The following is a 24871-nucleotide window of genomic DNA, read 5'->3' as shown; positions in this document are numbered from 1 at the left end:
CATATGAATAGGCTGGACTACTACCATTAATCGTAGATTATATCGTCTACCCTATTCGGTGTATAAAAGTATCATTATTAGAATCGTAATATCCACTAACCCAATCCTGTGCTTGACTTGGAAATGTCTGTATAGGATATTTCTACTTGGTTTTAAGGTAGGACATTTCTACTTAGGAATAACACAAAAATGGGAGTTAAAGGCTCCCATTTTCACTGTTTTTTTGAAAATTTCGTGTAAGTACCATTATGTTAAATAAGGGCCACGATTTCAAAAAATCACAGTATCATCTATTAGTAAAAGCTAGTTTGACGGCAAATAATATAAAAATTGATCCCGTAATTTGATCAATTTTTTTCAATGCTCCATTTCGATGAAGAAACTTGGAAATAGATTGCATTGAAGTAATAAGAATGACTGACCATAAAATGCCTAAACTAACATGCACACTTACCAAACTTAAAAGCCATAAGGTAGAATTTCCACTACTAGGTACAAATTGTGGTAGGAAGGAAATATAAAAGATCCCCACTTTAGGATTCAAAATATTAGTAAGAAATCCTTTTAAGAACCAGTTTTCATTTCTCATTTTAGTAGTTTTTATCTCAAAGCTTTTTCTTGGCTTGAATAGTAAACCTAAACCTAGCCATACCAAATAGATAGCCCCGACCCATTTCATTAAGTTAAAGGCTAATTCGGAGGCTGATAAGATAGCTCCCACACCCAAAGCAATTAAGATGCCCCATATTAGACATCCGGAGGCTATACCCAATCCAGCATGAAATGCTTTACGTTTATTCTCCACTGTAGCAGTTCTTATTATTAGGGCTGTATCCAATCCGGGAGTTACAGTTAACAAGATAATCGCTATAAAAAATGGAATTAGAAGCTCAAGCATACTGTCTCTATCAAACTAGTGTCAACGGCATTCTAAAATTGACCCCTTTTACCTTACAAATGGCAAAGTAAAATTGACCCCTTTGATCTCGTATTAAGTTTCAACCTGGGGCTGAATCCCAATTCTTTTTTTACCCTTCAAACGATAACTCTCACCCGATATTTGTACCACATGACAGTGATGTAATAGCCGATCTAACATCGCAGCGGTCAACGTGACATCATCCGCAAATGACTTAGACCATTGGCTAAAGGGTAAGTTACTCGTCAATATCGTACTGCCTTTTTCATAACGCTTGGCAATCACGTTAAAGAACAGATTCGCTTCTTCACGTCCAAATGGTAAATAACCAATTTCATCGATAATCAGTAACTTTGGTCCCAGTACCGCACGCTGCATATAGGTTTTCAATTTACCTTGCTGATAGGCTGTACTCAGTTGCAGCATTAAATCCGCTGCGGTAATGAACTTGATCTTAATGTTGTTCATGATGGCCTTATAGCCTAATGCCATAGATAAGTGCGTTTTTCCTACTCCGCTAGCCCCCAGAAACACCACATTTTCTGCTCTAGCAATAAAGCTCAGATTGAACAGTTCAATCACCTGTGATTTAGGGGCCCCTAGGGCATAATTAAAATCATAGTCTTCCAGGGTTTTGACTTGAGGCAGGCCTGAGAGTTTCATCAGTACCTGCTGACTGCGCTGTTGCCTGGCAGCATATTCATGCGTCAAGATTGCTTCAACAAAGTCGGCATAACTTCCATCCTGACCTAATGTTTGTTGTGCATGATGTGACCATTGTGATGCGATGGCAGGCAGATTGAGCTTTTGGCAAAGCTGCTCTATACGGTCGTATTGCAGATTCATCAGGAAACTCCTAGCAACTGATCATATACCGATAAGGGATGCTGCAAACTCTCGTAGGGCATGATATGCTGTGCTGCTGCAACAGGTACAGTGCCAGAACCTGTATCTGATTGCGGTAATGGCGTAAATTTTTGCTGCTCCTGTTGCAGTCGAACAGCCGGTTTTTCTTGCGTGGTGGCATGAATCCGCTGATTGGCGGTTTCATGCAGCCACCGGCCAATGTGGGCATTGGCGACATCAACATTTAACAGTAAACCCGAAGTCTTCAGGCTTGCTTTCAATGGCACAATAAAGCTTGATTTGAGGTATCCATTAAAGCGTTCAACTTTGCCTTTGGTCTGTGCACGGTAGGGCTTACATACGCGAGGACGAAAGCTGTATTTCTTGGCGCAGTCGAGCAGTTTGGGGTTCCATTTATGCTGCCCCTCCTGATAGGCATCCCGTTCAATCATGATCGTTTTAGCGTTATCAAACAGGATTTCTTGAGGTACTCCTGCAAAGAACTGAAATGCATTTTCTAGACCATCGATCCATGCATCGGTACGTTCATGATCATAAAATTTCACGAAAGTCGCTCTGGAATACCCTAATGTTGCGACAAAGGCTTTCAAAGTCGTGTTGTTGCGTCGAATCGTGGTGAAATCCACCTGCATTTGTTGGCCAGGTTGGGTTTCAAAACGAATGATCGGTTCCGGTTTAGCAACTGGTTTTAATGTTGCGAGATATTCCCTCAAGATCCTGATCTTTCCTGGATATCCCAACCTTAAAATTTCCTGGTAGAGCACAACAGCAGGAATCCATTCAGGATGAGCTGCGTTTACACGTTTGAGTAAATAGGGTTTATATGGATCAAGAATACTTGTTCTAGGTTGTGTACGCCGATACTGAGGTGTTTCCTTCTGCCGTAAATATTTACGTACGGTATTTCGGGACACCCCCAGTTCACGACTAATGGCTTTAATGGATTTACCTTGCTGATGAAGTATTTGGATTGTCACTGCTTGCTCCAAAGTTAACATGTTGAGCAGTCCAAAATGACCGCTATATTAACCAAGGGGGTCAGTTTTTAAATGCCGTTAGGGGGTCATTTTTACACTGCCGCTAACACTAGAAAAGTACCAATTATAAATTAAATAATTTAAGGCCAATCAGAAAAAAAATTGAAGTTCAGCTAAAGTTAACATAATACACGTTATGCGAAGTCAAAAATGAGAGTTTAAGCTCCCATTTTTATTGATGATTTTTCAGAAATTAGAGCCTAGATTTTTGTCTAGACTTCTTCAAATTTCACATAACGGCCATTATGTTAAATGGACTACAAATTAACACTAAGATATTCTTATTTTTTAATTTTGATGTGAATTTTAAATGCGTGAAGATATTGAGATTCTACTAAGTTTTTCAAACATGGTTGATAGAGTCACGAATGGTGATGTAATACGACAGAATAAAGAAGAAATTATCACTAATTTTTTAAAATCATATTATGCAGACATGTATGAAGTTGAAAAACTACATGTTGGTGATAAATATAAAAATGCAGATATGACTTATTTAATTGATTTAAAAAGAAAAATTTTTGAAAAATATTGGCATAATCATGAAGAATATTATCAACCATGTTCTGGTGGAAACAGTGCAAATTTTGATTGGGTAAAAGTCTCTAATATAAAATTGTATGAAAAAGGAGATGACTTTCAACAACTATATTTAATTTCAATTACATACAAAGGTATTTTTGAAGATATCAAGCTATATATAATCGAATATAAAGATGGAAGGCTAGGTATTCAACAAGAGTTTTTTGAAGTTATTTAAGATTAAATATTTAAACGAAATATATGAACTTAATTTCAGCAATTTTATTAAAGCAACACCCTATTAGTGGATGTATTCAAGATGGAAGAGGGAATCCTAAACCGTTTCCAATTCTTGCTATTGATGGGATTCCATTAAATGTATGGATAGATAAAAACACCAATATCATTGAAGAGACAAATACTCTTGTTCCAGCACAAGGATGGTTATATGACTTTGAAAACAATCTGTCTTTAAGTGATGCCTGGAAAATTCTAAAACCTGAAGTTTCTGAATATGGTGCTGTCTCGACAGTCGTACCAATTTTAATTTGTCCTGATGATTTAGACCTTGTGTGTAGCGTAATTATGGTTGAACAAGTTATTACAGAAACAGAGGTCACATGGATTAGATTTGGACGAAGCTGGAATCATATACACGATCTAGTTACATCAGTAATTTGGGAGAAGCCCTTTGCATCTCCTGTCTTAACATTCAAATTGAGTAATTTTGAAGAAGCATACAATAATTTAAAGAACTTAGATGAAGTCTGGAATGGGGTTATTTAACATAATGGGCGTTATGCTAACTTTAAGGAAGCCTAGACAAAAATCTAGATTCCATTTTCTGAAAAGCTCTAGATAAATTAAGGATATATCTCAATTTTTTTGATTTCGTATAAGGTGTATTATGTTCATTTTAGAAATAATTAAAAGTTTGGAAATACTAGTGAAATGCAACTTATAGAAATGGAGCCTTATTTTTGGGAACTATATGAGGATAGCGAAAATATATATCTCAATGTTCTTATAAATATGAGTGCAATTTCTTGGGAGAAAACTATCTGCCTAGATAAACAAACGATTCAGCAATATCAGACTCAAGGAAAAGGTTTTATTGATGACTTAGCTAAAAGAATTGAAAGCAGCCAATTTAGAAAAGATTATGAAAGATTTTATTCATTTCCAGATGCCTCTGCAGAACAAAAAGAGGGAATGCTTCTAGCATTTAATGAATATAGGGCTAAGCAAAATTAAAGCCATTTAACATAATGGAGCTTATACGAAATTTAAAAAAAGCCCATGTCTAAGGCATGGGGTTCGTATAATCTGTATTATGTTAATTTTAGTTTTTCTTCACTTTAAAATGAATGTCTAAATACACTAGAGAATGGTTCTATGAATATGAAAACTGAACCTTGGATTGAGGATAGTGATCCCTTAAAGCCCTATTATGGGAAATTAAGTAATCAGGAATATACCGATATTTCTAATATATTTACTTTATGGATTAATCATAATAATTATATCAATCCTTCAGTAATTTCTAAAAATAAAAAATTAAATTTATTAGATTATTCAAATAAATACAACGAAAAATGTAATCAAGACTTATACGAACTGCTATGTGAGAGCCTAAAGCAAACAGATGGATATCTCTATTGGCTACCTATAAACAATGCAAAAAATGAAAATACCTTTGCCGGATATTCTCCATTAATGATTGCTAAGACTCCAATAGAAGCCAAGTATTTAGATTATGCTTCTCGCTCTTTTCTGCAAATGCAAAATGGTGGATATGCAATTATTGAAAGCAACCTAAATTTTATAGCCCTGGTTGTTGATGGCTACTATATGCAGGTGGCATTACATTCAAACTTTATGAATGAGCAATTTCAAGAATATCTCGATAGTTGGAACGAAATCGAAAAAAAGCTTGATGAAACTACAGCACAATGCCTTTCACAAGCTTATTTCATACAGTAGAAATTAGAGAGGAATGAAGTATGTAAGGTACCTCATTTAATATAATGGCAGTTATACGAAATACACTTGTATATTAATATAAATATCAATAACTTAAAATTTTAGTCATGACCAAGAAAAGGCAAAAAATTGGCTTTTGTAATAAGTTGGTGAGTTTTTAAGCGAATCTGTAACATTTTGCCAGTAAAATTGGCTAAAAAACGATCAATTTGGCGATCGGTGCCCATTTCATGCGGATCCAGGTTCCAAAACTATCCCCAATTGCTGGGGATAAAATTTAGGCTATTTTGTACGCCTGGGCTTACGTGAATTCCGGCCCTTTGCGGCTATCCAGGATACTGGAACTTTCCTATGATGAACTCATCAGGAACAGGAAGTTCCATAACACAAAACAAGAATTATAAGTTATTGCACAGGAACCAGAGGGTAATAACAGCACATCAAGCAAAAGTAAAAAACCCTGACAGGATGTCAGGGTTTTTTATTATCTAATTTTTTAAATCAAGGTTGGATGAGCATCCAGAATGCGGATCAGCGTTGCTGCTGGGCCGAGGTTAGTGAGAGATTGAGATTCCTGTTAGCAAATAACAGTTACACAGAATTTTGACTGGGTTCTAATATTAAACCCAGTCAAAACAGGTATTAACTTATAAACTCAAAACCAACTTGAACAGCATAAAGACCACCGTTTATAATTTTTGACAGTTTTGTAATAATGCGTAGCCACCTTTAGATTTTTTTAAATCTAACAGAGAGTAGACCACTGAGTCTCCAAACACGCCATCATTAGGGTCTGTTGACATTTACTGTTCATAATTAAACCTATAAAGGTAGCCATAAAAATATACAGGCTAAGGCAACAGAACTTTGATAATTTCTTTTGAGCTTGTCATATCGAGTAGCTATTCCTCTAAATTGCTTTAATCTACAAAACATATTTTCAACTAAATGCCTGATTTTATATAAATACCAGTCCATATGATCATTGTTCGATTGGCTATTTATTTTCTTTGGTATATTCGCTTTTGTCCCTGTTTTTCTGATCTGTTCACGCAGTGGTTCTGAATCATAGCCTTTATCTGCGCAGACCACTTTTGTCTCTTTTAAGTCTAATGTTGATATTAAATCAGGTGCAACTTTGACGTCATGTGTGGTTCCATCGGTAATCATGAAATCAACAGGATTGCCATTTGCATCAACAATCAAATGTATTTTTGAGGAGTTTCCTCCTACACTTTTAGAAATGGATTGATTCGCTATACCGGCAGAATGTTGATGAGCACGTACGTGAGAGCCATCAATAAAAATCCACTCCATATCGGGGCATGATGCTAATAATTTGAATAATCTAAGCAACTTACCGCTGCTTGACCAACGATTAAAACGTTTGAAAATAGAGTTTGATTGACCGAAATAGGAAGGAATATCTCGCCACGGACAGCCTGTTCTAATTCTATAGAGAATAGCTTCAATAAAATTACGTAAGTTTGAGTTGTGATGAATAGATAAATTACGCAAAATAGTTTTCAACTTTTGCCAGTGTTGATCTGTCAGCATGGTACGAGGCATAGCGAATAGTAAAATTGGGTTTGGCGATTTGATTTTACTACTTCGCTATTTTTTAAGCTAAAAGTGTCAACACACCCTAATAGTTCCTACGCTCAGTAAGTAGTTATTATTGGAGAATACTGGATTATTTTTTTTACTATATTGATCATCAAAGTTTAGCTGTTGTGAAATATTATCGTAAGTCACTGTCGCACTAGTTTTTTGATTATTAAAGTGGTAGGTTACGCTTAGATTTTCGTTGCTATCACACTTGTAGTTGACGACATAATTTTGCTGGTTAGATGGTTGCTGCTGGTCAGTGATAAAGGCTTTCAAATTAAATTTTATTTCGGTGCTTGCATGCTTACGGGCATCATTGCGTGTTTGGCTTACGATAAGCTTATAATCCCCTGTATAAGGCAGGACTTGGAAATCACCAGAGAGTTCACTAGTTTTATTGTTATTTCCAAGATACAGTAAATTTAATACCACATCGTCTGATGTGTTTTGTCTTACTACTCTTAATACTTGATTAGCTTGTGCATGGAATATATATTCCTTTGTATCATAGCCAGTAATACTGCCCTTAATATCCAAAACTTGGGGGTTAGCAATATTACTGTGACTATTTTTATGAGAAGTCTCGACTGCATTAGTATACTGACTATTGTTATCAGGTGTTGTGTTACAGCCTGATAGAGCAGCTATACACGACATCACCAATGCAAGAGCGAGTATTTTCTTTGATTTCATCTTAAAACCTTTCGTATTAAAAAAATAATTGATTATTTTAACATCCAAAATAGTTGAGTTTATTGACGTCGGAAAAACTATATATTACATCCATAACGGCTTTGTTGCACAAACCTATCTGTAAAGGCTTTTTCAGCGATATAATTTTCAAATGAAGAAGCCTACACACAAAATCTACCGCACAACCAATTGGCCCGCATATAACCGAGCACTCATGAGTCGCGGAAATATTGCCATTTGGTTTGATCCTGCTACGCAATGGTATGCTCTATCAAAAGGCAAACAAGGGCGAAATCAAACCTACTCCGACGCAGCCATCCAATGCTGCTTAATGATTAAATCCTTATTTCGTCTGTCTTTACGTATGGTTACTGGCTTTGTGCAAAGTCTGATTAAACTTTGCGGATTAAATTGGATAGCTCCAGATTACACCACGCTTTGTAGAAGACAAAAGCATATTGATATTGCAATCAGCTACCAAAAAAGTAGCGATGGGCTGCATCTACTCATGGACTCTACAGGCATGAAGTTTCTAGGTGAGGGCGAATGGAAACGCAAGAAACATAGACCTGAATATCGTCGCCAATGGCGTAAACTACATATTGGTATAGATGCCAAAACCCTGCAAATACGAGCAGTTCAGCTTACAACCAATAATGTCAGTGATTCATAGGTGCTTGGTGATCTACTTAATCAGATTCCACAAGATGAGCGGATTGACTCTGTTTATACCGATGGAGCTTATGACACCAAGCAATGCCTTCAGGCCATTGCAGATCGGCAAGCGCATGCGGTGATTCCACCTAGAAAAAATGCGAAACCATGGAAAGATACAAGGAGTAGCTCGCTAGAACGAAATGAATTACTTCGAACAGTCAAACGTTTAGGCAGGACACTATGGAAAAAATGGTCAGACTATCATCGGCGAAGTTTGGTAGAAACCAAGATGCATTGCATTAAATTATTGGGCGATAAACTGAGTGCAAGGAGTTTTGATAGCCAAGTGAATGAGATCCATGCACGTGTAGCAGTCCTTAACAGATTTACGGAATTAGGTCGACCACTTACCTAAGTTACGCCTTAAATTTGGCTCAATTAGGGGCGCTTTGCATTTCAAATCTTTGTGCAACAAAGCCCTCATTATTAAGCAATATCATTATGTTCCATCATTATTACTATAATTCATAAAAATGAGTTCTTTTCTAAATGATATCTTTAGGCTAGGTAAAAATAAAAAACCACACTTAAAAAGTGTGGTCAATTTGGAGAACGTCTCAGGTCTAAAAAGAAACAATAGTTAATTTCCTCTTCACAGAAATTAGTAGAGCAATGCTTTCCTGATCTTTTTATCTGTCTTATACTGCGATAAAGCATATACAGCCCAGATTGCGGCCGGAAGCCATCCTAGAATAGTAATCTGAAGAAATAAACACATCATTCCTGCAAATGAACGACCTATCGTAAAAAACAGCAGCCAGGGAAAAATTAAAGCAACCAAAAGTCTCATATTACGGTCCTACTGATACGTTATTTCAGGTGAATTAATTTTCATTGAAGGGGTCAATTAAACAACTTTCGATCACGTTCTTCTGTTAAATACTTATCCATTTGTGTAATTAATTTGGTTCTAGCCTTTTCATCATCTCCGGTAATTTTCCACATGTAGGATCCGATTAAAAATCTTGCATCTAGTATCACTGAGAAAATCCACGATTTGATGCACTTGTATCATCATCTTGATTATCCATATCTATACCGCCTTTGATTATTCTTCGCGAAAGGTAAATAGCTTGTCTATGTTAGTGAGTCGGGAATACTGAATAGCTACCGATTCTGTAGACACCTTTTAGTTAGATAAAAAAGCAATTTTTTTGATCTTTAAAGAATGAGGATATAAGCTGTTTAAAACTTAATTCTAATTGGTTAATAGGTGAAAAATGAAATTAGCAGAAGCTCTCTTACTTAGAAGTGATCAACAAAAAAAAATTATTTCACTAAAACAACGTATCAATGCAAATGTATTGGTACAAGATGGTGATCAACCATCTGAAGATCCAAATGAACTACTAAAACAAGTATTTTCTTTAATTCAAGAATTTCAAAAATTAAGTTATGCAATTCATGAAACTAATGCTTTAACAAAATTAAATGATGGCCGTTCTCTACTTGCTTTATTGACTTTACGTGATGAATTTGTAGAACAGCACAAAACCCTAACTGCAGCAATAAGTAATACATCTCGTGAATCTGATCGTTATAGTACGCGGGAAATAAAGTGGCATAAAGTTATTCCAGTTTCATCATTACAAAAACAAGCTGATGATATTAGTCTTAAATTACGTAATTTAAACGTGTTAATTCAGTCGAATAATTGGAAAATTGATTTGATTGAAGCCTAATAGTCCTTTAGATATAATTAAGTTGAACATACTGGGCGAGTACAAGATCCCTTACTTCCACAACATAGGATTGTAAATAAAGTGTAGTGGCTTGCAAAGCAAGTGGATAAGCTTAAAATTTTAAGTACAAATCAATCCATCACTTGGCATAACTCAAATCTTTGTGTAAACAAAGTTACACGTTACTTATAACTACCATGTACTGACAGTATGTTCACCTCAATTACTAAAAATAAAGAAATGAGCAAGCATCAGCTCAACTACATTTCTATTTTTAATTCAGTTCGGCTTTGTTGTATAAAGAGCTGAAAGATAGACTTTGAAAATTATAAAAATCGGAAATTTATGATATAAAAAATGTGCTCGACGATGTCGAAAAGCCGACTTGGAAACAAGTCGGCTTTTTTAAACAACTTTGTAATATTCTCTAAATGATAATGGTTTAAAAAGTAGGTATTTATTGATTTTTACTATTTTATCAAAGACTCTATTTCGAAAACTATCCCTCAATTTTTGTGGGTTAGAGCTTACAAAGATATCGGCTTGTTTTGGTTATTTGGAATAAGACTAAGTTGCCTAACAGATTGGTATATATCACAATTTTATTATTTATATGATTTATATAAAATAAGCAAAAAGAATTTCACTATAAGGAAATCATGAGAAAAAAGATTACCTATCTAGCTGGGGCTATGACCATAGTTTTACTAATAGCGGTGATTAAACATGAAAATGAAGTAAAGGGGGATGAACAATTTAGATATTTAGATTCCATAGCATCTAAGCAACCTTAGTAAAATTGCACTTATATTTAGAAATACTAGATCATATAAAAAACCATTAGATCTCTTGCGAAAGTCATTATTGCAAGTTTATCCGGTTTACGAGTGCAGCAATTAAGTTAATGCGTAAACCGAATCTTTTCCGTCTATTTCGATAGCGTTCACTTAGCATTCTAAATCTTTTCAATTGACTATTAATGTGTTCGATCACAACTCGTATTTTTCCAATCATTTTATTGTACTTTTTCTCAACATCAAATAAGGGTAAATTCTTCTTTTTCTTTATTGGCATCAATAACTTAAAGCCATCTTGCTCTAATCCGTAGTAGCCTAAATCGGTCATAACATATTCACAATGTTTGAATTTCTTAACCGTTTTTCTTGCCAATTTAATATCATGCTGACTGCCATTCGATATATCTAACCCTATGATTTGTTTGCTGTTCGGATGATAGATCACTTGTGCTTTTAGCGTATGTTTCTTCTTTTTACCACTATAGAACTTACTCTGATTTTTTTTCGGACGTTCTATTGAACATTCTGTCGCATCAATAATGACCCAGTTAAAGTGTTCGTCTGCTGTGGTAATGCTTCGTTTTGGCAGATTAAAACGTCTTGATTTCATCAATGCATCTTCAACCTTTTTAATGGTTCGATTCACATTACTTTCAGCGATATGGTAATTTGCCGCTAATTCCAGTTGAGTGCTGTAGTTCCGTAAGTAATTGAGAGTTAATAACAACTGATCCTCTATATCTAAGGTAGGAGGACGACCTGATTTCTTTTTGAGTGATTCTGCTTTTTCTAAAACCTCTACCATTTCAGTAAAAACTTGTCGAGGTATGCCAACCAAGCGTTTGAATTCAGAATCTGAAAAACGATTTAATTTCTGATATCTCATGAAATTTATATTGAGGTGGTTTTTACTTTCGCAAGAGGTCTATTATTTAACATAAAATCTCTTATATGAAATTTGAATACAAGTCCCAGTTAGCTTCAATCCTGGCTTACTTTACGTTTTGAACCGTACCGGGTTTGTCGGAGACTTTTTATTTAAGTTAGGCCACCTGACCTAACTGTTTAATTTTATTATAGTACATTGCTTCAAACTCAAAAGGCGATACATAACCCAGTGCACTGTGTACACGCTCTTTATTGAACCAATCTACCCAGTTTAGTGTCGCAAGTTGTACATCTGCTAAACCTTGCCAATCTGCTTTTAAATATTCAATCACCTCTGTTTTGTATAAGCCATTCACCGTTTCAGCCAAAGCATTATCGTATGAATCACCAGTCGTACCGACTGATGCTCGTAAATTTGCTGCTTCTAAACGCTTGGTATAGCGAATGGAAAGATATTGCACACCTCTATCGGAATGATGAATCACATTCTTTGGCATGCCTCGATCATGCAATGCTTGCTCTAATGCATCAAGCACCATATCTATATTCATCCGTGTAGATACTTTCCATCCAACAATTGCTCGTGAGAACACATCAATAATAAAGGCAGTATAGACCCAACCTGAATTAGTTTGAATATACGTAAAGTCACTCACCTGAGAAGCACTGCTTCGCAAGGGTCAGGATGATCAGCATTAAAATTCCGTTTTACTAAATCATCTGCTCTTTTTTGAACATCTAGGCTACGGGTAGTTTGTTTATTCTTACCACGCCAAACACCTTGTAGACCTAACTTTTGCATCAATCGAGCAACAGTACAACGTGCAATAATATAGCCTTCACGTTTCAGTTTTTGCCAAACTTTACGTACACCATATCGACCTGAACTTTCCTTCCAAATTCGTTTAATTTGTTCCGCATGATGCAAGTCATGTAAATCTCGTTTCGCTCGATGATCTGGATTGTCCGCGAGATCTAAAGTCCGGTAATAGGTTGAAGGGGTGATCGGTAAAATTCTACAAATCGCCTCGACTCCATGCAGCTCTTTATTATGATGGATAAAATCCACCATTATTTGTGTGGGCGGTCGAGCTCCGCCTGGGCGAAAAAAGCGGCTGCTTTACGTAAAATTTCATTGGCACGTTGCAGTTCTTTATTTTCACGTTCAAGTTGTTTAATACGTTCTTGATCTGAAAGCTGCTGTACTTTGATTGGATTCTGTAGATTTAAATGCTTCTGATGCCAGGAGCGTAGTGTTTCAGGCGTACAGCCAATCTTGGGAGCAATTGCTGCGATTGCAGCCCAAGTAGAAGGATAACCTTTTTCGGATTCAATCAATAATTGAACCGCTCTATCTCTGATTTCAGGGGTATATTTTGGTTTTGTCATTGGGACATTCTCTCAAGAAAAGTGGTCTCCGACAAACCCGGTACGGTTCATTTTGTAATTTTAAAAGTTCGTCGTTCCGCAAATCGGTGAGCTAGGTCAGGATTCCGGCCGTCCAAGTGTTTAACCAAGATTGGCACACCATTCGGTGTGACTCTACTTCGTAGTTTCATAGGTTTTTTTAAGCCCGTATATCTTTTGGTGAAGATATACGGGATTCTATTCTTTATATTTCTGGGAAATAAAAGACCTGCTAATAGAATATTTATAGCGGGTTTCGTGCGCTATAATCTGTCAAGAAAAGCTTAGCTATTAATAAACCTCCCGGAGGAGGTTTAAACAATATTTTTTAGATCAGATCGAATATATTTTTTTATTTTTGGGGTGAATAAAACAATTATCTAAAGTTAATCTTATGACTTGCCCATCAACAATAATTTGATTAGAAGGTTGATATATATTTCCTCCAATATTTGAAGTCAAATTACTACTAGATTTAGGCTCATAAACTCTTTTTATAATAACCTCATCACCTTCATTATTCATGGCAGTAACATCTTCAAGTCTATGCTTAGAACACATATATACCTCTATTCTTTAATGATGAAATAGTAAACTCAATAAATCATAGCTAGATATAGATAATATCAAACAAATCACAACAGAACTGCAAATCTTTTTAGCTTGTACTCTATCTTCCAGGATATTTACCCATAAGAAAAGAAAAAACCCCTCAATATCTAGAATGCGAGGGGTAATGTGGTTGGCGAGGCCCGTATCAGCAATGGATGGCAAGAACAAACGGGCTTTATCATGATTGATTCACAAAGTGTAAAAAACACAGATACTGCACGTGATAAAGGGTATGATGCTGGTAAAAAAGTTTCAGGCATTAAAAGACATATTATTGTTGATACTGAAGGTCTCCCGCATGGAATATTGGTTACGACAGCAGATAAAACAGATCGTCAAGGTGCGTGAGATACTATAACTTTGCTTAAAGATAGCTTACAAAATGTAGAGGTTGTACTTGTTGATGGCGGTTATACAAGTGAACCCTTTTCTTTGGCTGTTAATAATTTAATCGGATCCCGAGTTGATGTAGCTAAACGAAGTGAATTGCATAAATTTGCAGTCATTCCACAACACTGGGTTGTGGAAAGATCATTTGCCTGGTTAGAAAAATGTAGAAGGCTCTGGAAAAACTGTGAAAAGTACCTAAATACGAACCTTCAGTTCATTAATTGAGCCTTTTTAAAGCTACTTTTGCATAGAAAATATTCTGGATAGGTTCTAAGGTGGGAAGTCTCAAGGAAGCATACTTCTTTGGCATCCACTTATTAGAATATAGAGCAATGCGCAAAATACTTCATAGACATCAACGACTCTTGGACGTGTTTGTTTTCTTCCGCTCAATCGTAGCGGTTCAATTTCTTTAAAAGCTTCTCGACTAATGTTGCTGGATATGGTTTTCTCATGAGGGGAATTTAACAAATTATTTTTTCAATTGCTAAAAAAGAATGAAATTAATACTGGATAGGCTCTTAGTTTGGCCAATAGATTCCCTCTATGGGCATTTTTTTGATATAGATACTCTAAAATAAACTCTTTAGCATTTCATAAGCAATGAGTATTAAGGCTGAGACCATCAGCAACACAAAAATGAGTTCCACTCTAGTTAACATCTTAGTTTCATTTACTTTTCACTTAATTTATATAGCAGTTAAGTCGCAGCATCAATGACATAACATGACATGGAAAATAATCAAAAAAGATAGAATCTAGATTTTTATTACATTTACTATCCGCATGCTTCAACAGCAGCTTTGAATGTTTCACTTAACCTTTAAACTTTTTTAAAAGTTAAATGTATTTACATATGAGTTCTAAAATTTGATATAATTTATTAAAAATTTAGATTCTAAGTGTAAATAATGAGAAGTGCTAATATTCGACGTGATGGTTACTTAAAATTTCTGAATACATGGCAAAACCGTGATGTCATTAAAGTACTTTCAGGTGTACGTCGCTCTGGAAAATCCACCTTATTGGCGATGTTTCAACAAGACCTAAAAGCACAGGGTGTACAAGCCGAAAACATCATTGCCATCAACTTCGAATTTATGGAATTTGAAGAACTCACCGATTACCGTAAACTACATGATTATGTATTGTCCAAAGTTGATAAAAGTAAAAAAAACTATGTTTTTTTAGATGAAATACAACATGTTACCAATTTTGAGAAAGTGGTCGACTCTTTATATGTTCGGGATTATATCGATTTATATATTACAGGCTCAAACGCATTCTTTCTAAGTGGAGAACTTGCGACTTTACTTACAGGACGCTATATCGAGCAACATGTTCTACCTTTGTCATTCCAAGAATTTAAACAGTGGCATATTGAAAATAATCCGATCATCCAACAATTATCCAATCGTGATTTGTATGCCATGTATACGCGTAGTAGTTTCCCTTATACGCTTGCCATGACTAGCCAGCAAGAAACTTATGATTACTTGCAAGCGGTCTATGCCAGTGTAATGTTTAAAGATGTTATTCCCCGTTTGAATACTGCCGATATTAACTCTCTCGAGCGTGTCGCAAGATATTTGTCAAGCGTGACAGGTTCACCTATTTCCATCAATAAAATTAAAAATACCTTTGTTTCAAGTGGGGTTAAAATTTCATTTGAAACAGTAAAGCGCTATATTCAGGGCTTACAGGACAGTTTGTTATTTTATAGTGCTGCACAATTTAAAGTACGCGGGCGTGAGTTATTACAATCCTCTGAAAAATACTATTTAGTTGATGTCGGATTGCGCCGGATTATGTTGCCTGATGCTAATGCTGATCAAGGTCATATCTTAGAAAATGTAATTTATCTTGAGCTTATCAGACGAGGTTATACGGTCTATGTAGGGCGGGTTGATGAATATGAAATTGATTTTGTTGCTGTCGATACTTTACAGAATTTAACTTATTATCAAGTGGCATTAGAAACGCTCAATGAGGAGACACTCAGCCGAGAGTTACGTCCATTACAGAAAATTTCTGATTCGTATCCCAAATATTTACTTACCTTAGACACGGTAGGGGCTGAAGCAAATTATAATGGTATTGTAAAAATGAGTGCTCTCGATTGGTTGCTATCTGAAAATAAGTAAAGTTGAGGGTAGACATGGATACTCTTATTTATTGATTAAAACTCAAAGACTTTTCAGCATCATCCAAGAATGTATTCAAGCATAATTTCTGCTCCAATTATGATGGATCGATTTACCTCGATTCGATTGAGTCAGACCATCATGATTGAGCCAGAGTCGCTTACTGAAAGTAGCGAGAATTGCGCTGGTGTACTAGCTTGTATCTTACCCCTCATAGTGATTAGCTATCACTATATTGCAAATTACAGAGTTTCGTGTACTAGCAAAACATAAAGTTTGGGTTTGAGATAAAACCTATAATTTGCCCTAACCACTTACACAACTCTGGACGGTAACTAAGCACTCTGATGCTGTATTCACAAGAAAAGACAGTGGTTATGCTAAAACAATAATTGGGTAAATCAGGCAGGTAAGATTATGTTTTATCTTGGTATTGATGTTGCTAAAGCTAAAATTGATTGCTGTTTAATTTTAGACAATTCTACAAGTAAGAAGAAGACAAAAACCTTTTCGAATACACAAAACGGTTTTGAGCAACTTCAAATTTGGCTAAATCACCATGCTGCTACTTCTATGCAGACCATTACATTAATGGAAGCCACTTCTATTTATCATGAACTCTTAGCTCAATATTTATTTAAAGCAGGTTATCAGGTCTGTGTAACCAATCCTGCCAGAGCTCGATATTTTGCTCAGAGTATGTCCAAGCTGAATAAAACAGACAAGGTAGATAGCAAAGTTTTAGCCAGATTTGCAATGACAGCAGATCTACATTTTTGGCAACCTCTGCCTGAACATATTCAATTGCTTAATGCATTGCTAGAGAGAAGAGCTGTCCTTTACGACGATTTACAACGTGAAAAGAATCGTTTGGAAAAAGCAAATTCTACTTTTACTATGGAGCCTGTACTGGAATCTATTCATAATAGTATTACGCAATTAAACAAACACATACAAAATATTGATCAGCAAATTGATAATCATATTGACCAAAATCCAGATTTAAAAAATGACAAAGATCTGCTCAGTAGTATTCCTGCCATTGCAGACCGAACCAGCTTATTAATGCTTAGTTTCTTGCGCAGCCACACTTTTGAAAAAGCTAGCCAAGCAGCAGCCTTTATCGGCTTGGTTCCAATTCAAAAACAATCGGGTAGCTCCATTCGTGGTAGAAGCCGCTTATCTAAAGCAGGCTCTTCCAAAATACGTGCTGGTTTATATATGGCAGCCGTTGTAGCAACTCGACATAACCCTCATATCAAAAAAATGAATGAGCGCTTATTAGCGAATGGTAAAACTAAGATGATAGCGATTGGAGCTGCGATGAGGAAGTTAGTCCATCTTTGTTATGGTGTACTCAAACACCAACAACCTTATCAAGCAAATTATTGCATCAATTCTTAATAATTTGCTTGACGGTGGAGACGGTATCTCAAACCTGATCTGACAGTTACCCATTTTTTATTGTGCCTGTCAGGTTAAATTTGAGCTAAATCCTTCTCAGCCCAAATCCGTTTTCCATCAAGTAAAGTTTCAAGTGGTGTACGACCACAGCACATTTTTCCTTGATGAGTCCGTTCAGTATTATAGAATTTCAGCCAATCGTCTAGATCAACTTGTAATTCTTCCAATGAGCTATAAAGCTTCTTCCTAAACGTGATTTGATAGAACTCCTGCAAAATCGTCTTGTGGAAACGCTCACATATACCATTTTTTTGCGGGGAAGCTGCTTTTGTCTTCGTGTGATCAATATCATTAACTGCCAGATATAACTCATAGTCATGTTGTTCTACCTTAGCGCATCCTCAGTACCTGAGATACCGTCTTGGTAGTCAATCAGGGTTTGAGATTATTTGACCACTAAATAATCTCTTCGATAGGCAGTCTGATGTTTTAAAACGCCATAACACAGATGTATAAGCTTGCGCATTGCAGCACCTAAAGCACACATTTTATTTTTACCCTGGCTTAATAATCGTTGATATAAAGCTTCAATGTGTGGATTATATTTAATCGCTGTTAATGCCGACATATACAATACTGAGCGTATTTTACTGTCACCTGCTTTTGATAAGTGACTTTGCTTGTTGACTGAACTGCCAGACAACTGATGTACTGGAACCAAACCTACATATGCAGCAGCTTGACTTGCTTTTTCAAACTTGTGCGAATGAAATAACCCCAACAGTAATAAGCCTGATCGTTCACCGATTGAAGGAATAGTTTGCAGTAATTTCAAATCCTGTTTCAATGTTGGATCTTGATCTATGTGATTATTTATTAACTTATCAATATGTTCAAGTTGCTGATTTAAATACTCAATATTCTCTTCAAGTAATTTAATCACAACAACGGAGGTATGAGTGGACTGCGCCTTTTCAAGTCGATTCTTTTCCTGCAATAGACTACCTAGATAGACATCTCGTCTGCCTAGTAAAGCTTTTAATAATCTGACATTTTCAGGTTCAGGCTGCCATATGATTAACTTTGCGGTGTAACCATAACGTGAAAGAGCTTCACTATCAGCTTTATCCGTTTTATTTAGCATGGACATGCCTTTGGCAAAGGCTCTTACTCGTGAAGGATTAGCCACACAAACCTTTACACCTGCATCATATAGATAATATCCCAAATTCTCATGATAAACTGAAGTCGCTTCCATGATTGCTGTCACTTGATCAGGTTCAATTTTAAGAGTGATGAGCCATTTGAGCAGACTGGAAAAGCCACTTTCTGTATTAGTAAATATTTTATTTTTTCTTTTTCCAGTCAAACCTTGAGGGAAAATGCAACAATCTATTTTGGTTTTACTGACATCAATACCTAGCATAATCATGGTGATATTCCTTGAGTTTAAGCTATGATTTTTATCCCATTAACCATCATCTTACCTTGTGAATACAGCATCAAAGTGCTTAGTTACCGTTCAGAGTTGTATGAGGGATAAGGGCAAATTGTAGGTTTTATCTCAGGTTCAAATTTAAGATTTTAGCAGCACTCCAAACTCTACAATTTGCGTATAGTGGTAGCTAATCACTATATCAATCAAGCTACAAGCAGCACTGCTGCGCAAGTGTGAGGATGCGAAGCATTGGTAAGTCCTGAGATTGATAGAATGGCAACACACGATCATTGAGTAAATCAGCCGCTGTAATCGGTATTTTTGTTGTATAGAGCTTGCAATGAACGACCTTGCTATAAGTGTCGATGAATGTTTGTTGGTAGATTCGTCCAACACCTTTGAGATTCCCGACATAAAAGGTGTCTTGCGCACCTAAATAGCCTGGATGAGCTGTTTCGATTTCACCACAAGCAACGTCATCCTCATGCTTACGTTCAAGTGCCGCAATCTGCTGATCATTTAATTCAATACCATCCTGTGCCACTTTAGCCTCAAGTGCTTTTAAACGCTTCTTAAAGTTCTCCAAATCATGGCGCAGCCAAATAGAGCGAACACCACTCCCTGAAACAAATACACCTTTCTTGCGTAATTCATGACTAGTACGGTGCTGACCATATACGGGATATTGAATTGCGAAATCAATAACTACCTGTTCTATAGCATCATCTACACGATTTTTTAGATTTGGTACTCGACGGGACTTATTGATTAATGCATCAATATCACCGGACTGCACTAACTCCTGATAGCGATAGAAAGTATCTCTAGATACGCCCATCACTTTTCATGCTCTGGATACATTCTGAAGTTCTTCGGCTAAATTGAGCAGACCTACTTTGTGTTTAATGATTTGATTGTTAGTATGCAACATAAGAAAGTTACCTTTGTTTGATTAAGATTTCGACACCTTTATCAAAACGGGTAACTTTCTCTTTTTCAAGAAGAATGTACGATCAAGTCTGAACGAATACACTTAAATATTGAGGTTGCACCGCTATAAATTGAATCTGATAGCCATATTTGTTTAACACCTTTTTTACCAGAGAAAAGTCTAGTCCGTGCCCATTTTCCTGGACAGATTTACACCTGAAACACTGTCCCAGGTACTGACTTTATTACATAAGAGCTTCAGAGGTTTATCTATTCTAAGTCACTGAAATTAAATTTAAAATATGCATATCGGCCGACTTAATTTCGTGAGTTTATTTAACACGGCTACACGTGCATGAATTTCATTCACCTGGCTATCAAAGCACTTTGCCGTTAATTTATCGCCTAATAGCTTGATACAGGCTATCTTGGTTTCTATCAAGCTTCGTCAATGTTAACCTGACCACTTTTTCCAAATAGCTCTAGCTAGATATTTGACTGTTTTTATAATTCGTTTCTCTCTAAATATCCTGTTTTTTGATGTTTCCAAAATTTTGTATTTTTTAGAGGAATAACTGCATGTGTATCTTGATCTAAAATGACTTGTCGGCAGTGCTTGGTGTCATAAGCTTCATCTGTACAGACAGGATCAATTTGCTCATCCAATGAGATTTAATCAAGTAAATCTTCGAGTGCTTATTAATCACTTACATCATTTGTTATAAGCTGAACTGCACGTATTTGCAGCGCTTCAGCATCTATTATACCTATATGGAGTTCACGCTATTTTTGTCGATATTCAAGCTGATGCTTCTTACGTTCCCATTCCTTTCGCCTAGAAACTTCAAACCAGTAGATGGAGACCATCAAGATTTTTTTGATAAATAAAAAGCCCCCCAGTGGTAAGTTTTTTTAACAAGATCTTATTTAACTAAAAATCAGATGAATGTAAGACATATATGAAGTTATTGTTTAGTATACTGCGTTTAACTTATGTTCACCTGAAGTCTACTTCATTAATTAACGATTAGATAATCATCATTTATTACATTAACTTATTGTTTTTTTATAAATTAGAATTTATAGGTTCATTAACCTCCCTATAAAAAATTAATAACTTTTAGGATACTGCTCAAGATGCTTATTATTGACTAGTTCATTCTTAAATCTAAAAAAATTTAAAATTTAAAAGATTGAAAAAAACAAAAATGCCAGCATCAAGCCAGCATTTTGAGATAAGTCAGTTATTTATCCAGCTATAGTTCCACCATCTTTACGAGTGATCACTACAGTTGCAGAGCGTGGCCGGGAAGTGGCAGACGAGTTAGTCTGTGATGCAGGCCAATGACTAGTGGGCTTATCATAACTTCGAGAATCCTCTCCAGGATGCTGTACATTAATGAAAATCGCTTTATAGTCTGGTGTCATGGTTACCCCCGTAATCTCGCAGCCTTTCGGACCTGTCAGGAAACGACGTAAAGTTTGATCTGAGACTTGAGCACCGACAATAGTTTCCTGACCAGAAGATGTGATTGTTCGAGTACCATCTCCAACCTTACCAGGTAAAGCAGCCAACATCATACAGTTGGTCGTATCTGTATAAGCACCATCATCAGTCTGAATCCAGAGTACACCACGAGGGTCAAACCACATCCCATCTGGTGAAGACAGATCATTATTATCATTCAAACCTGATAGATTAATATTTTGTGCCATTTTAGCTTCAGCACCAAATAGGTAAATATCCCATTTGAATGTGATGGCTGTGGTCGTATCCTTATCTTCATGTAAGCGGATAATATGACCATTTACATTACCTTTGCCACCCTCAGGATCGCTATAGTTACGTGGATTGGCTGCATCTAAGGCATGTGTAGTGCCGCGGTTAGAGTTATTAGTGAGCGTAACATAGACTTCTCCATTCTCAGGATTAACTGCAACCCATTCTGGACGATCCATTTTAGTAGCGCCTACGCTATCTGCTGCTAGACGAGCAAAGGTCACGACATCTGCTTGGGAACTAAAAGGATAGATATTGTTCAGCTCATTCAAACCATTAATACCATAACTCAGCTCAATCCATTGACCACTCCCGTCTGCATTGAATTTAGCAACATAAAGCTTGCCATGATCCATATATTTATCTCCGACTGCATAACCACCATTACGGTCGTTTTCACTCCATTTATAGTCAGAAACAAACTTATATATATATTCTCCACGTGAGTCATCGCCCATATAGAAAGCCAGGTTATCATCTTCACGAGCACGACTGGCACGACAGTCTTCATGGGCAAAACGTCCTAAGGCTGTACGCTTAACTGGATTTTGTCGGCTATCAAATGGATCAATTTCTACAATCCAGCCAAAAGTATTGGGGCCATTACGATAATCTTTGCTAGCATCACCGGCAGTAATATCTGCACTCCATCGATCATAAAGATCCTGAGGTTCAATTGTACCTATTGCAGATTCCCAGCCATAACGTGAGCTTGAACCTGCTTTTAAACCATAACGCTCCAAAGCGACCGTTTCTTGCGGTAAGCGATGAGCATCATCAGTTTTGCTACGGACAAAGTAACCAATAAAGTTTTCTTCAGTGGTGAGATAAGTACCCCATGGGGTATAGCCGTTGCCGCAGTTGTTATGCGTACCGCGTGTTAGTTTTCCACCTGGTGAAAAGCGTGTAGATAGAAGAGTAGATCCACTCGCAGGGCCTGAAAAGCTCATGACTGTTGAGGCAGTAATTCGACGGTTATAAATCGAATTTTTGACAATTTCTATTTTTTGATTGGAATTGTCTTTTTTGATATGAATGATTGAAACACCATGTGCATTTGTCTCACGAATGACTTCATCTTCAGGGCGGCGACCATCAACTTTGGTTGGACCTTGAGGATGTAAAAAAGTCGGATTGATATATTCATGGTTCATAACGAGTAGACCGTGCTCAGACACAGTCGGGTCATACCGGCCAGAAGTGATATTTAAGCCAAAAAAACTCATTCCATCATGGCAGTCGCCAGAGCGAAACTGAAAGCTTGGCCCATTCGGGATATTGTTGTCATCCCAGTCTGAATATGCAGGATTAATAGAATCTCCAAGTGCATACAGGACATTGGCTTCATAACCGTCTGGTACAGTGACGATATCATTCAAGTTTTTAGCAACTGGTGTAAAGTTCAGTTGCTCTGGTTTTGCATTTGGGTCAATAGCAGGCGGGTTTGGTACAGTCTCGGTTGGCGGCAGAGAAGAGCTATTATCGCTGTCCCCACATCCGGCCAGAGAGGATGCAAGGGCCAATGCTGCAGCCCCACTTGCAGTTTTGGCAATTAAAGCACGGCGAGAAATGGATTGTTCTAAAATATCCCGAAAATGATGATTATCTGATGTATTATTATCCAATTCCTGATTTTCATCATAAGGTAAGTAATCTGTCATTATTTTATTCCCATAACTAAGGTCTGGTTGTTTTAAAGTCAGGAATAAATTAGCGGTTGAATATGACAGTCAGGTGAAGCTAATATTGCGGATTTATTAAATATAATATTGATTTATATATTAAAAATAAAAGCAGCTTAAGCTGCTCATAGAGTATTTTCTTCTTTTATGTTCTTTTTTATTATTATTCAGTTAAGTCCGGTCATCATTTTTCTATCCATTTTCCTGCCGCTAAGCCTAATTCAAATAACAGCCACATTGGAACAGCTAACATAATCATTGATAGGGCATCGGGTGGTGTCACAAACATGGCAATAAAAAAACATCCCACCACAATAAATCGTCTTTTTTCCACCAAGGTCTGTGTGCTGACAACACCAATTATAATAAGCAGGAGCGTGATAATAGGGATTTCAAAAGTAAATCCGAAAACTAAAAATAGTTTTAAACAAAAAGCCAGATAACTATTGATATCGGTCATCGGTGCAACAGTGTCAGGTGATACGCTGATAAAAAAATGAAGGATAGAAGGTAAAGCGATTAAATAGGCAAAAGCAATACCTGCATAAAACAGTACAATACTGCTGATTAATAGTGGTAAAGCTAACTTTTTTTCTTTTAGGTACAATGCTGGTCTAATGAAGGCCCAAAGTTGATACAAAATAAAAGGCATGGCGATAAGTAAAGCAATAAAGAAGTTCAACTTAAATGGAGCCATGAAAGTCGCAGTCACATCTGTTGCAATCATGGTAGAGCTTTCAGGTAACTGAGCGCGTAAAGGCTTTGATAAAAGCTGATAAGTTTGGCTTGCAAAAGGCAGTAAACATAAGAATAGTCCTAATAATACGCCCACAATTTTGAAAAGGTGCTTTCGCAGAATCACTAGATGCCTGGTAATTGGCATTTCTTCTAACGGGATTTGCCGGGTATCGTTGTTGGTTTGAGTCGAAGGCAAAATACTCATACGGCCACCTTTATATCAGCATAAATTTTTTCTTGTTTTGTCACTTTATTCAGCTGGATTGGCGGTAAATGAACAGGTGAAACTGATTCATTAATTAATTGGTAAGTCAGCTCATAGTTCAAAAGATGTTGTTCCGGATTTCTAATGATGGGCTGATGGATTACATTTATATTATCCATTTGTGCCTGCATTTTAATTTCTAATTCCTGAATACGTTTCAGCTCGCTTTGCATTTGTTCCCGTAGTTCCGATAGTCGCAATTCACGGTCAAGATCATTTTGTATATTGCCGGCGATCCTTTTGATTTTGGCTGACCATTTACCTATAAAACGTATCGCTTCAGGGAGTTTATCTGGTCCAAGAATGAGCAAGGCAATTGCTCCAAAGACCAACAGCTCAGTCATTCCAATATTGAGCATAGCAATACC

Annotated in this window: 19 protein-coding genes, 7 pseudogenes and 1 other annotated feature; of the genes and pseudogenes, 9 read left to right on the top strand and 17 right to left on the bottom strand. The window is 36.5% G+C overall.

What is annotated here, in order from left to right; genetic code table 11:
• Positions 1 to 286: 286 nt before the first annotated feature.
• The 3 genes from ACWM1W_RS16250 to istA all read right to left on the bottom strand — a co-directional run bounded on the left by ACWM1W_RS16250 (position 287) and on the right by istA (position 2784).
• Positions 287 to 898, bottom strand: coding sequence for a LysE family translocator (locus tag ACWM1W_RS16250; protein WP_375726256.1), 612 nt, complete (start codon positions 896 to 898; stop codon positions 287 to 289).
• A 93-nt stretch (positions 899 to 991) separates the two neighbouring features.
• On the bottom strand, positions 992 to 1765 hold the full coding sequence (gene istB, locus ACWM1W_RS16245) for an IS21-like element ISAba8 family helper ATPase IstB (RefSeq protein ID WP_075167882.1): 774 nt from the start codon (positions 1763 to 1765) through the stop codon (positions 992 to 994).
• Positions 1765 to 2784: an IS21 family transposase gene (gene istA, locus ACWM1W_RS16240; RefSeq protein WP_286716026.1), complete on the bottom strand. Its 1020-nt coding sequence runs from the start codon at positions 2782 to 2784 to the stop codon at positions 1765 to 1767. The genes istB and istA overlap by 1 nt, the downstream gene beginning before the upstream one ends.
• 349 nt (positions 2785 to 3133) lie before the next feature.
• Between istA and ACWM1W_RS16235 the strand changes: the two genes are divergently transcribed.
• The 4 genes from ACWM1W_RS16235 (at position 3134) to ACWM1W_RS16220 (ending at position 5328) form a co-directional block, all read left to right on the top strand.
• Positions 3134 to 3583 (top strand): hypothetical protein, encoded by a 450-nt coding sequence (locus tag ACWM1W_RS16235; protein ID WP_375726255.1) that lies wholly within the window; start codon positions 3134 to 3136, stop codon positions 3581 to 3583.
• Between the two features lie 23 nt (positions 3584 to 3606).
• Positions 3607 to 4131 carry a hypothetical protein gene (locus ACWM1W_RS16230; RefSeq protein WP_034171282.1) on the top strand — a complete coding sequence of 175 codons (525 nt, stop codon included), beginning with the start codon at positions 3607 to 3609 and terminating at the stop codon, positions 4129 to 4131.
• Positions 4132 to 4296: 165 nt separating this feature from the next.
• Positions 4297 to 4599, top strand: a complete 303-nt coding sequence (locus ACWM1W_RS16225) for a hypothetical protein (RefSeq protein WP_034171283.1) — start codon at positions 4297 to 4299, stop codon at positions 4597 to 4599.
• Between the two features lie 147 nt (positions 4600 to 4746).
• Positions 4747 to 5328 carry a hypothetical protein gene (locus tag ACWM1W_RS16220; protein ID WP_375726254.1) on the top strand — a complete coding sequence of 194 codons (582 nt, stop codon included), beginning with the start codon at positions 4747 to 4749 and terminating at the stop codon, positions 5326 to 5328.
• A gap of 822 nt (positions 5329 to 6150) precedes the next feature.
• Here the strand turns inward: ACWM1W_RS16220 and ACWM1W_RS16215 are convergent.
• Positions 6151 to 6897, bottom strand: coding sequence for an IS5 family transposase (locus ACWM1W_RS16215; RefSeq protein WP_261634917.1), 747 nt, complete (start codon positions 6895 to 6897; stop codon positions 6151 to 6153).
• 66 nt (positions 6898 to 6963) lie between these two features.
• Positions 6964 to 7629, bottom strand: coding sequence for an ACP-like domain-containing protein (locus ACWM1W_RS16210; protein WP_461603321.1), 666 nt, complete (start codon positions 7627 to 7629; stop codon positions 6964 to 6966).
• A 151-nt stretch (positions 7630 to 7780) separates the two neighbouring features.
• On the opposite strand from ACWM1W_RS16210, the pseudogene ACWM1W_RS16205 reads away from it, so the two are divergent.
• Positions 7781 to 8701, top strand: a pseudogene (locus ACWM1W_RS16205) (IS5 family transposase).
• 246 nt (positions 8702 to 8947) lie between these two features.
• Here ACWM1W_RS16205 and ACWM1W_RS16200 read toward each other — a convergent pair.
• Positions 8948 to 9136, bottom strand: a complete 189-nt coding sequence (locus tag ACWM1W_RS16200; protein WP_375726283.1) for a YqaE/Pmp3 family membrane protein — start codon at positions 9134 to 9136, stop codon at positions 8948 to 8950.
• Positions 9137 to 9566: 430 nt separating this feature from the next.
• Between ACWM1W_RS16200 and ACWM1W_RS16195 the strand changes: the two genes are divergently transcribed.
• Positions 9567 to 10028 carry a DIP1984 family protein gene (locus tag ACWM1W_RS16195; RefSeq protein WP_375726284.1) on the top strand — a complete coding sequence of 154 codons (462 nt, stop codon included), beginning with the start codon at positions 9567 to 9569 and terminating at the stop codon, positions 10026 to 10028.
• A gap of 861 nt (positions 10029 to 10889) precedes the next feature.
• On the opposite strand, the gene ACWM1W_RS16190 is transcribed toward ACWM1W_RS16195, so the two are convergent.
• From ACWM1W_RS16190 to ACWM1W_RS16180, 3 genes and pseudogenes are all read right to left on the bottom strand, one after another.
• Positions 10890 to 11711, bottom strand: coding sequence for an IS5 family transposase (locus tag ACWM1W_RS16190; RefSeq protein ID WP_375726288.1), 822 nt, complete (start codon positions 11709 to 11711; stop codon positions 10890 to 10892).
• Positions 11712 to 11868: 157 nt separating this feature from the next.
• Positions 11869 to 13102: pseudogene (locus tag ACWM1W_RS16185) on the bottom strand (IS3 family transposase).
• Positions 12711 to 12827 (bottom strand) — a sequence feature (AL1L pseudoknot). (Overlaps the previous pseudogene by 117 nt.)
• A gap of 351 nt (positions 13103 to 13453) precedes the next feature.
• Positions 13454 to 13681 (bottom strand): hypothetical protein, encoded by a 228-nt coding sequence (locus tag ACWM1W_RS16180; protein ID WP_034171725.1) that lies wholly within the window; start codon positions 13679 to 13681, stop codon positions 13454 to 13456.
• 174 nt (positions 13682 to 13855) lie between these two features.
• Between ACWM1W_RS16180 and ACWM1W_RS16175 the strand changes: the two are divergent.
• Positions 13856 to 14347, top strand: a pseudogene (locus tag ACWM1W_RS16175) (IS5 family transposase); the annotation flags it as partial.
• 63 nt (positions 14348 to 14410) lie between these two features.
• Here ACWM1W_RS16175 and ACWM1W_RS16170 read toward each other — a convergent pair.
• A pseudogene (locus tag ACWM1W_RS16170) lies at positions 14411 to 14577 on the bottom strand (IS5/IS1182 family transposase); the annotation flags it as partial.
• Between the two features lie 456 nt (positions 14578 to 15033).
• On the opposite strand from ACWM1W_RS16170, the gene ACWM1W_RS16165 reads away from it, so the two are divergent.
• The gene (locus ACWM1W_RS16165) at positions 15034 to 16266 is read left to right on the top strand and encodes an ATP-binding protein (RefSeq protein ID WP_375726274.1); all 1233 of its coding nucleotides are present in this window, start codon (positions 15034 to 15036) and stop codon (positions 16264 to 16266) included.
• 417 nt (positions 16267 to 16683) lie between these two features.
• Positions 16684 to 17670, top strand: coding sequence for an IS110 family RNA-guided transposase (locus ACWM1W_RS16160; RefSeq protein WP_375726273.1), 987 nt, complete (start codon positions 16684 to 16686; stop codon positions 17668 to 17670).
• Positions 17671 to 17744: 74 nt separating this feature from the next.
• On the opposite strand, the pseudogene ACWM1W_RS16155 reads toward ACWM1W_RS16160, so the two are convergent.
• From ACWM1W_RS16155 to tatB, 7 genes and pseudogenes are all read right to left on the bottom strand, one after another.
• Positions 17745 to 18068, bottom strand: a pseudogene (locus tag ACWM1W_RS16155) (integrase core domain-containing protein); the annotation flags it as partial.
• Between the two features lie 47 nt (positions 18069 to 18115).
• Positions 18116 to 19102 carry an IS110 family RNA-guided transposase gene (locus ACWM1W_RS16150; RefSeq protein WP_313483543.1) on the bottom strand — a complete coding sequence of 329 codons (987 nt, stop codon included), beginning with the start codon at positions 19100 to 19102 and terminating at the stop codon, positions 18116 to 18118.
• Between the two features lie 238 nt (positions 19103 to 19340).
• Positions 19341 to 20039, bottom strand: a pseudogene (locus ACWM1W_RS16145) (helix-turn-helix domain-containing protein); the annotation flags it as partial.
• Positions 20040 to 20333: 294 nt separating this feature from the next.
• A pseudogene (locus ACWM1W_RS16140) lies at positions 20334 to 20895 on the bottom strand (IS5 family transposase); the annotation flags it as partial.
• Between the two features lie 391 nt (positions 20896 to 21286).
• Positions 21287 to 23479 (bottom strand): PhoX family protein, encoded by a 2193-nt coding sequence (locus ACWM1W_RS16135; RefSeq protein WP_375726281.1) that lies wholly within the window; start codon positions 23477 to 23479, stop codon positions 21287 to 21289.
• A 205-nt stretch (positions 23480 to 23684) separates the two neighbouring features.
• A complete protein-coding gene (tatC, locus tag ACWM1W_RS16130) occupies positions 23685 to 24443 on the bottom strand; it encodes a twin-arginine translocase subunit TatC (protein WP_034171712.1) in 759 nt (252 codons plus the stop codon).
• Positions 24440 to 24862, bottom strand: a complete 423-nt coding sequence (gene tatB, locus ACWM1W_RS16125) for a Sec-independent protein translocase protein TatB (protein WP_004812198.1) — start codon at positions 24860 to 24862, stop codon at positions 24440 to 24442. The genes tatC and tatB overlap by 4 nt, the downstream gene beginning before the upstream one ends.
• Between the last annotated feature and the right edge of the window lie 9 nt (positions 24863 to 24871).

The organism is Acinetobacter sp. TW_SC_4 (assembly GCF_054861205.1).
Note: the sequence above shows the minus strand (reverse complement) of the source record. Positions and strands in the feature narration are given on the sequence as shown.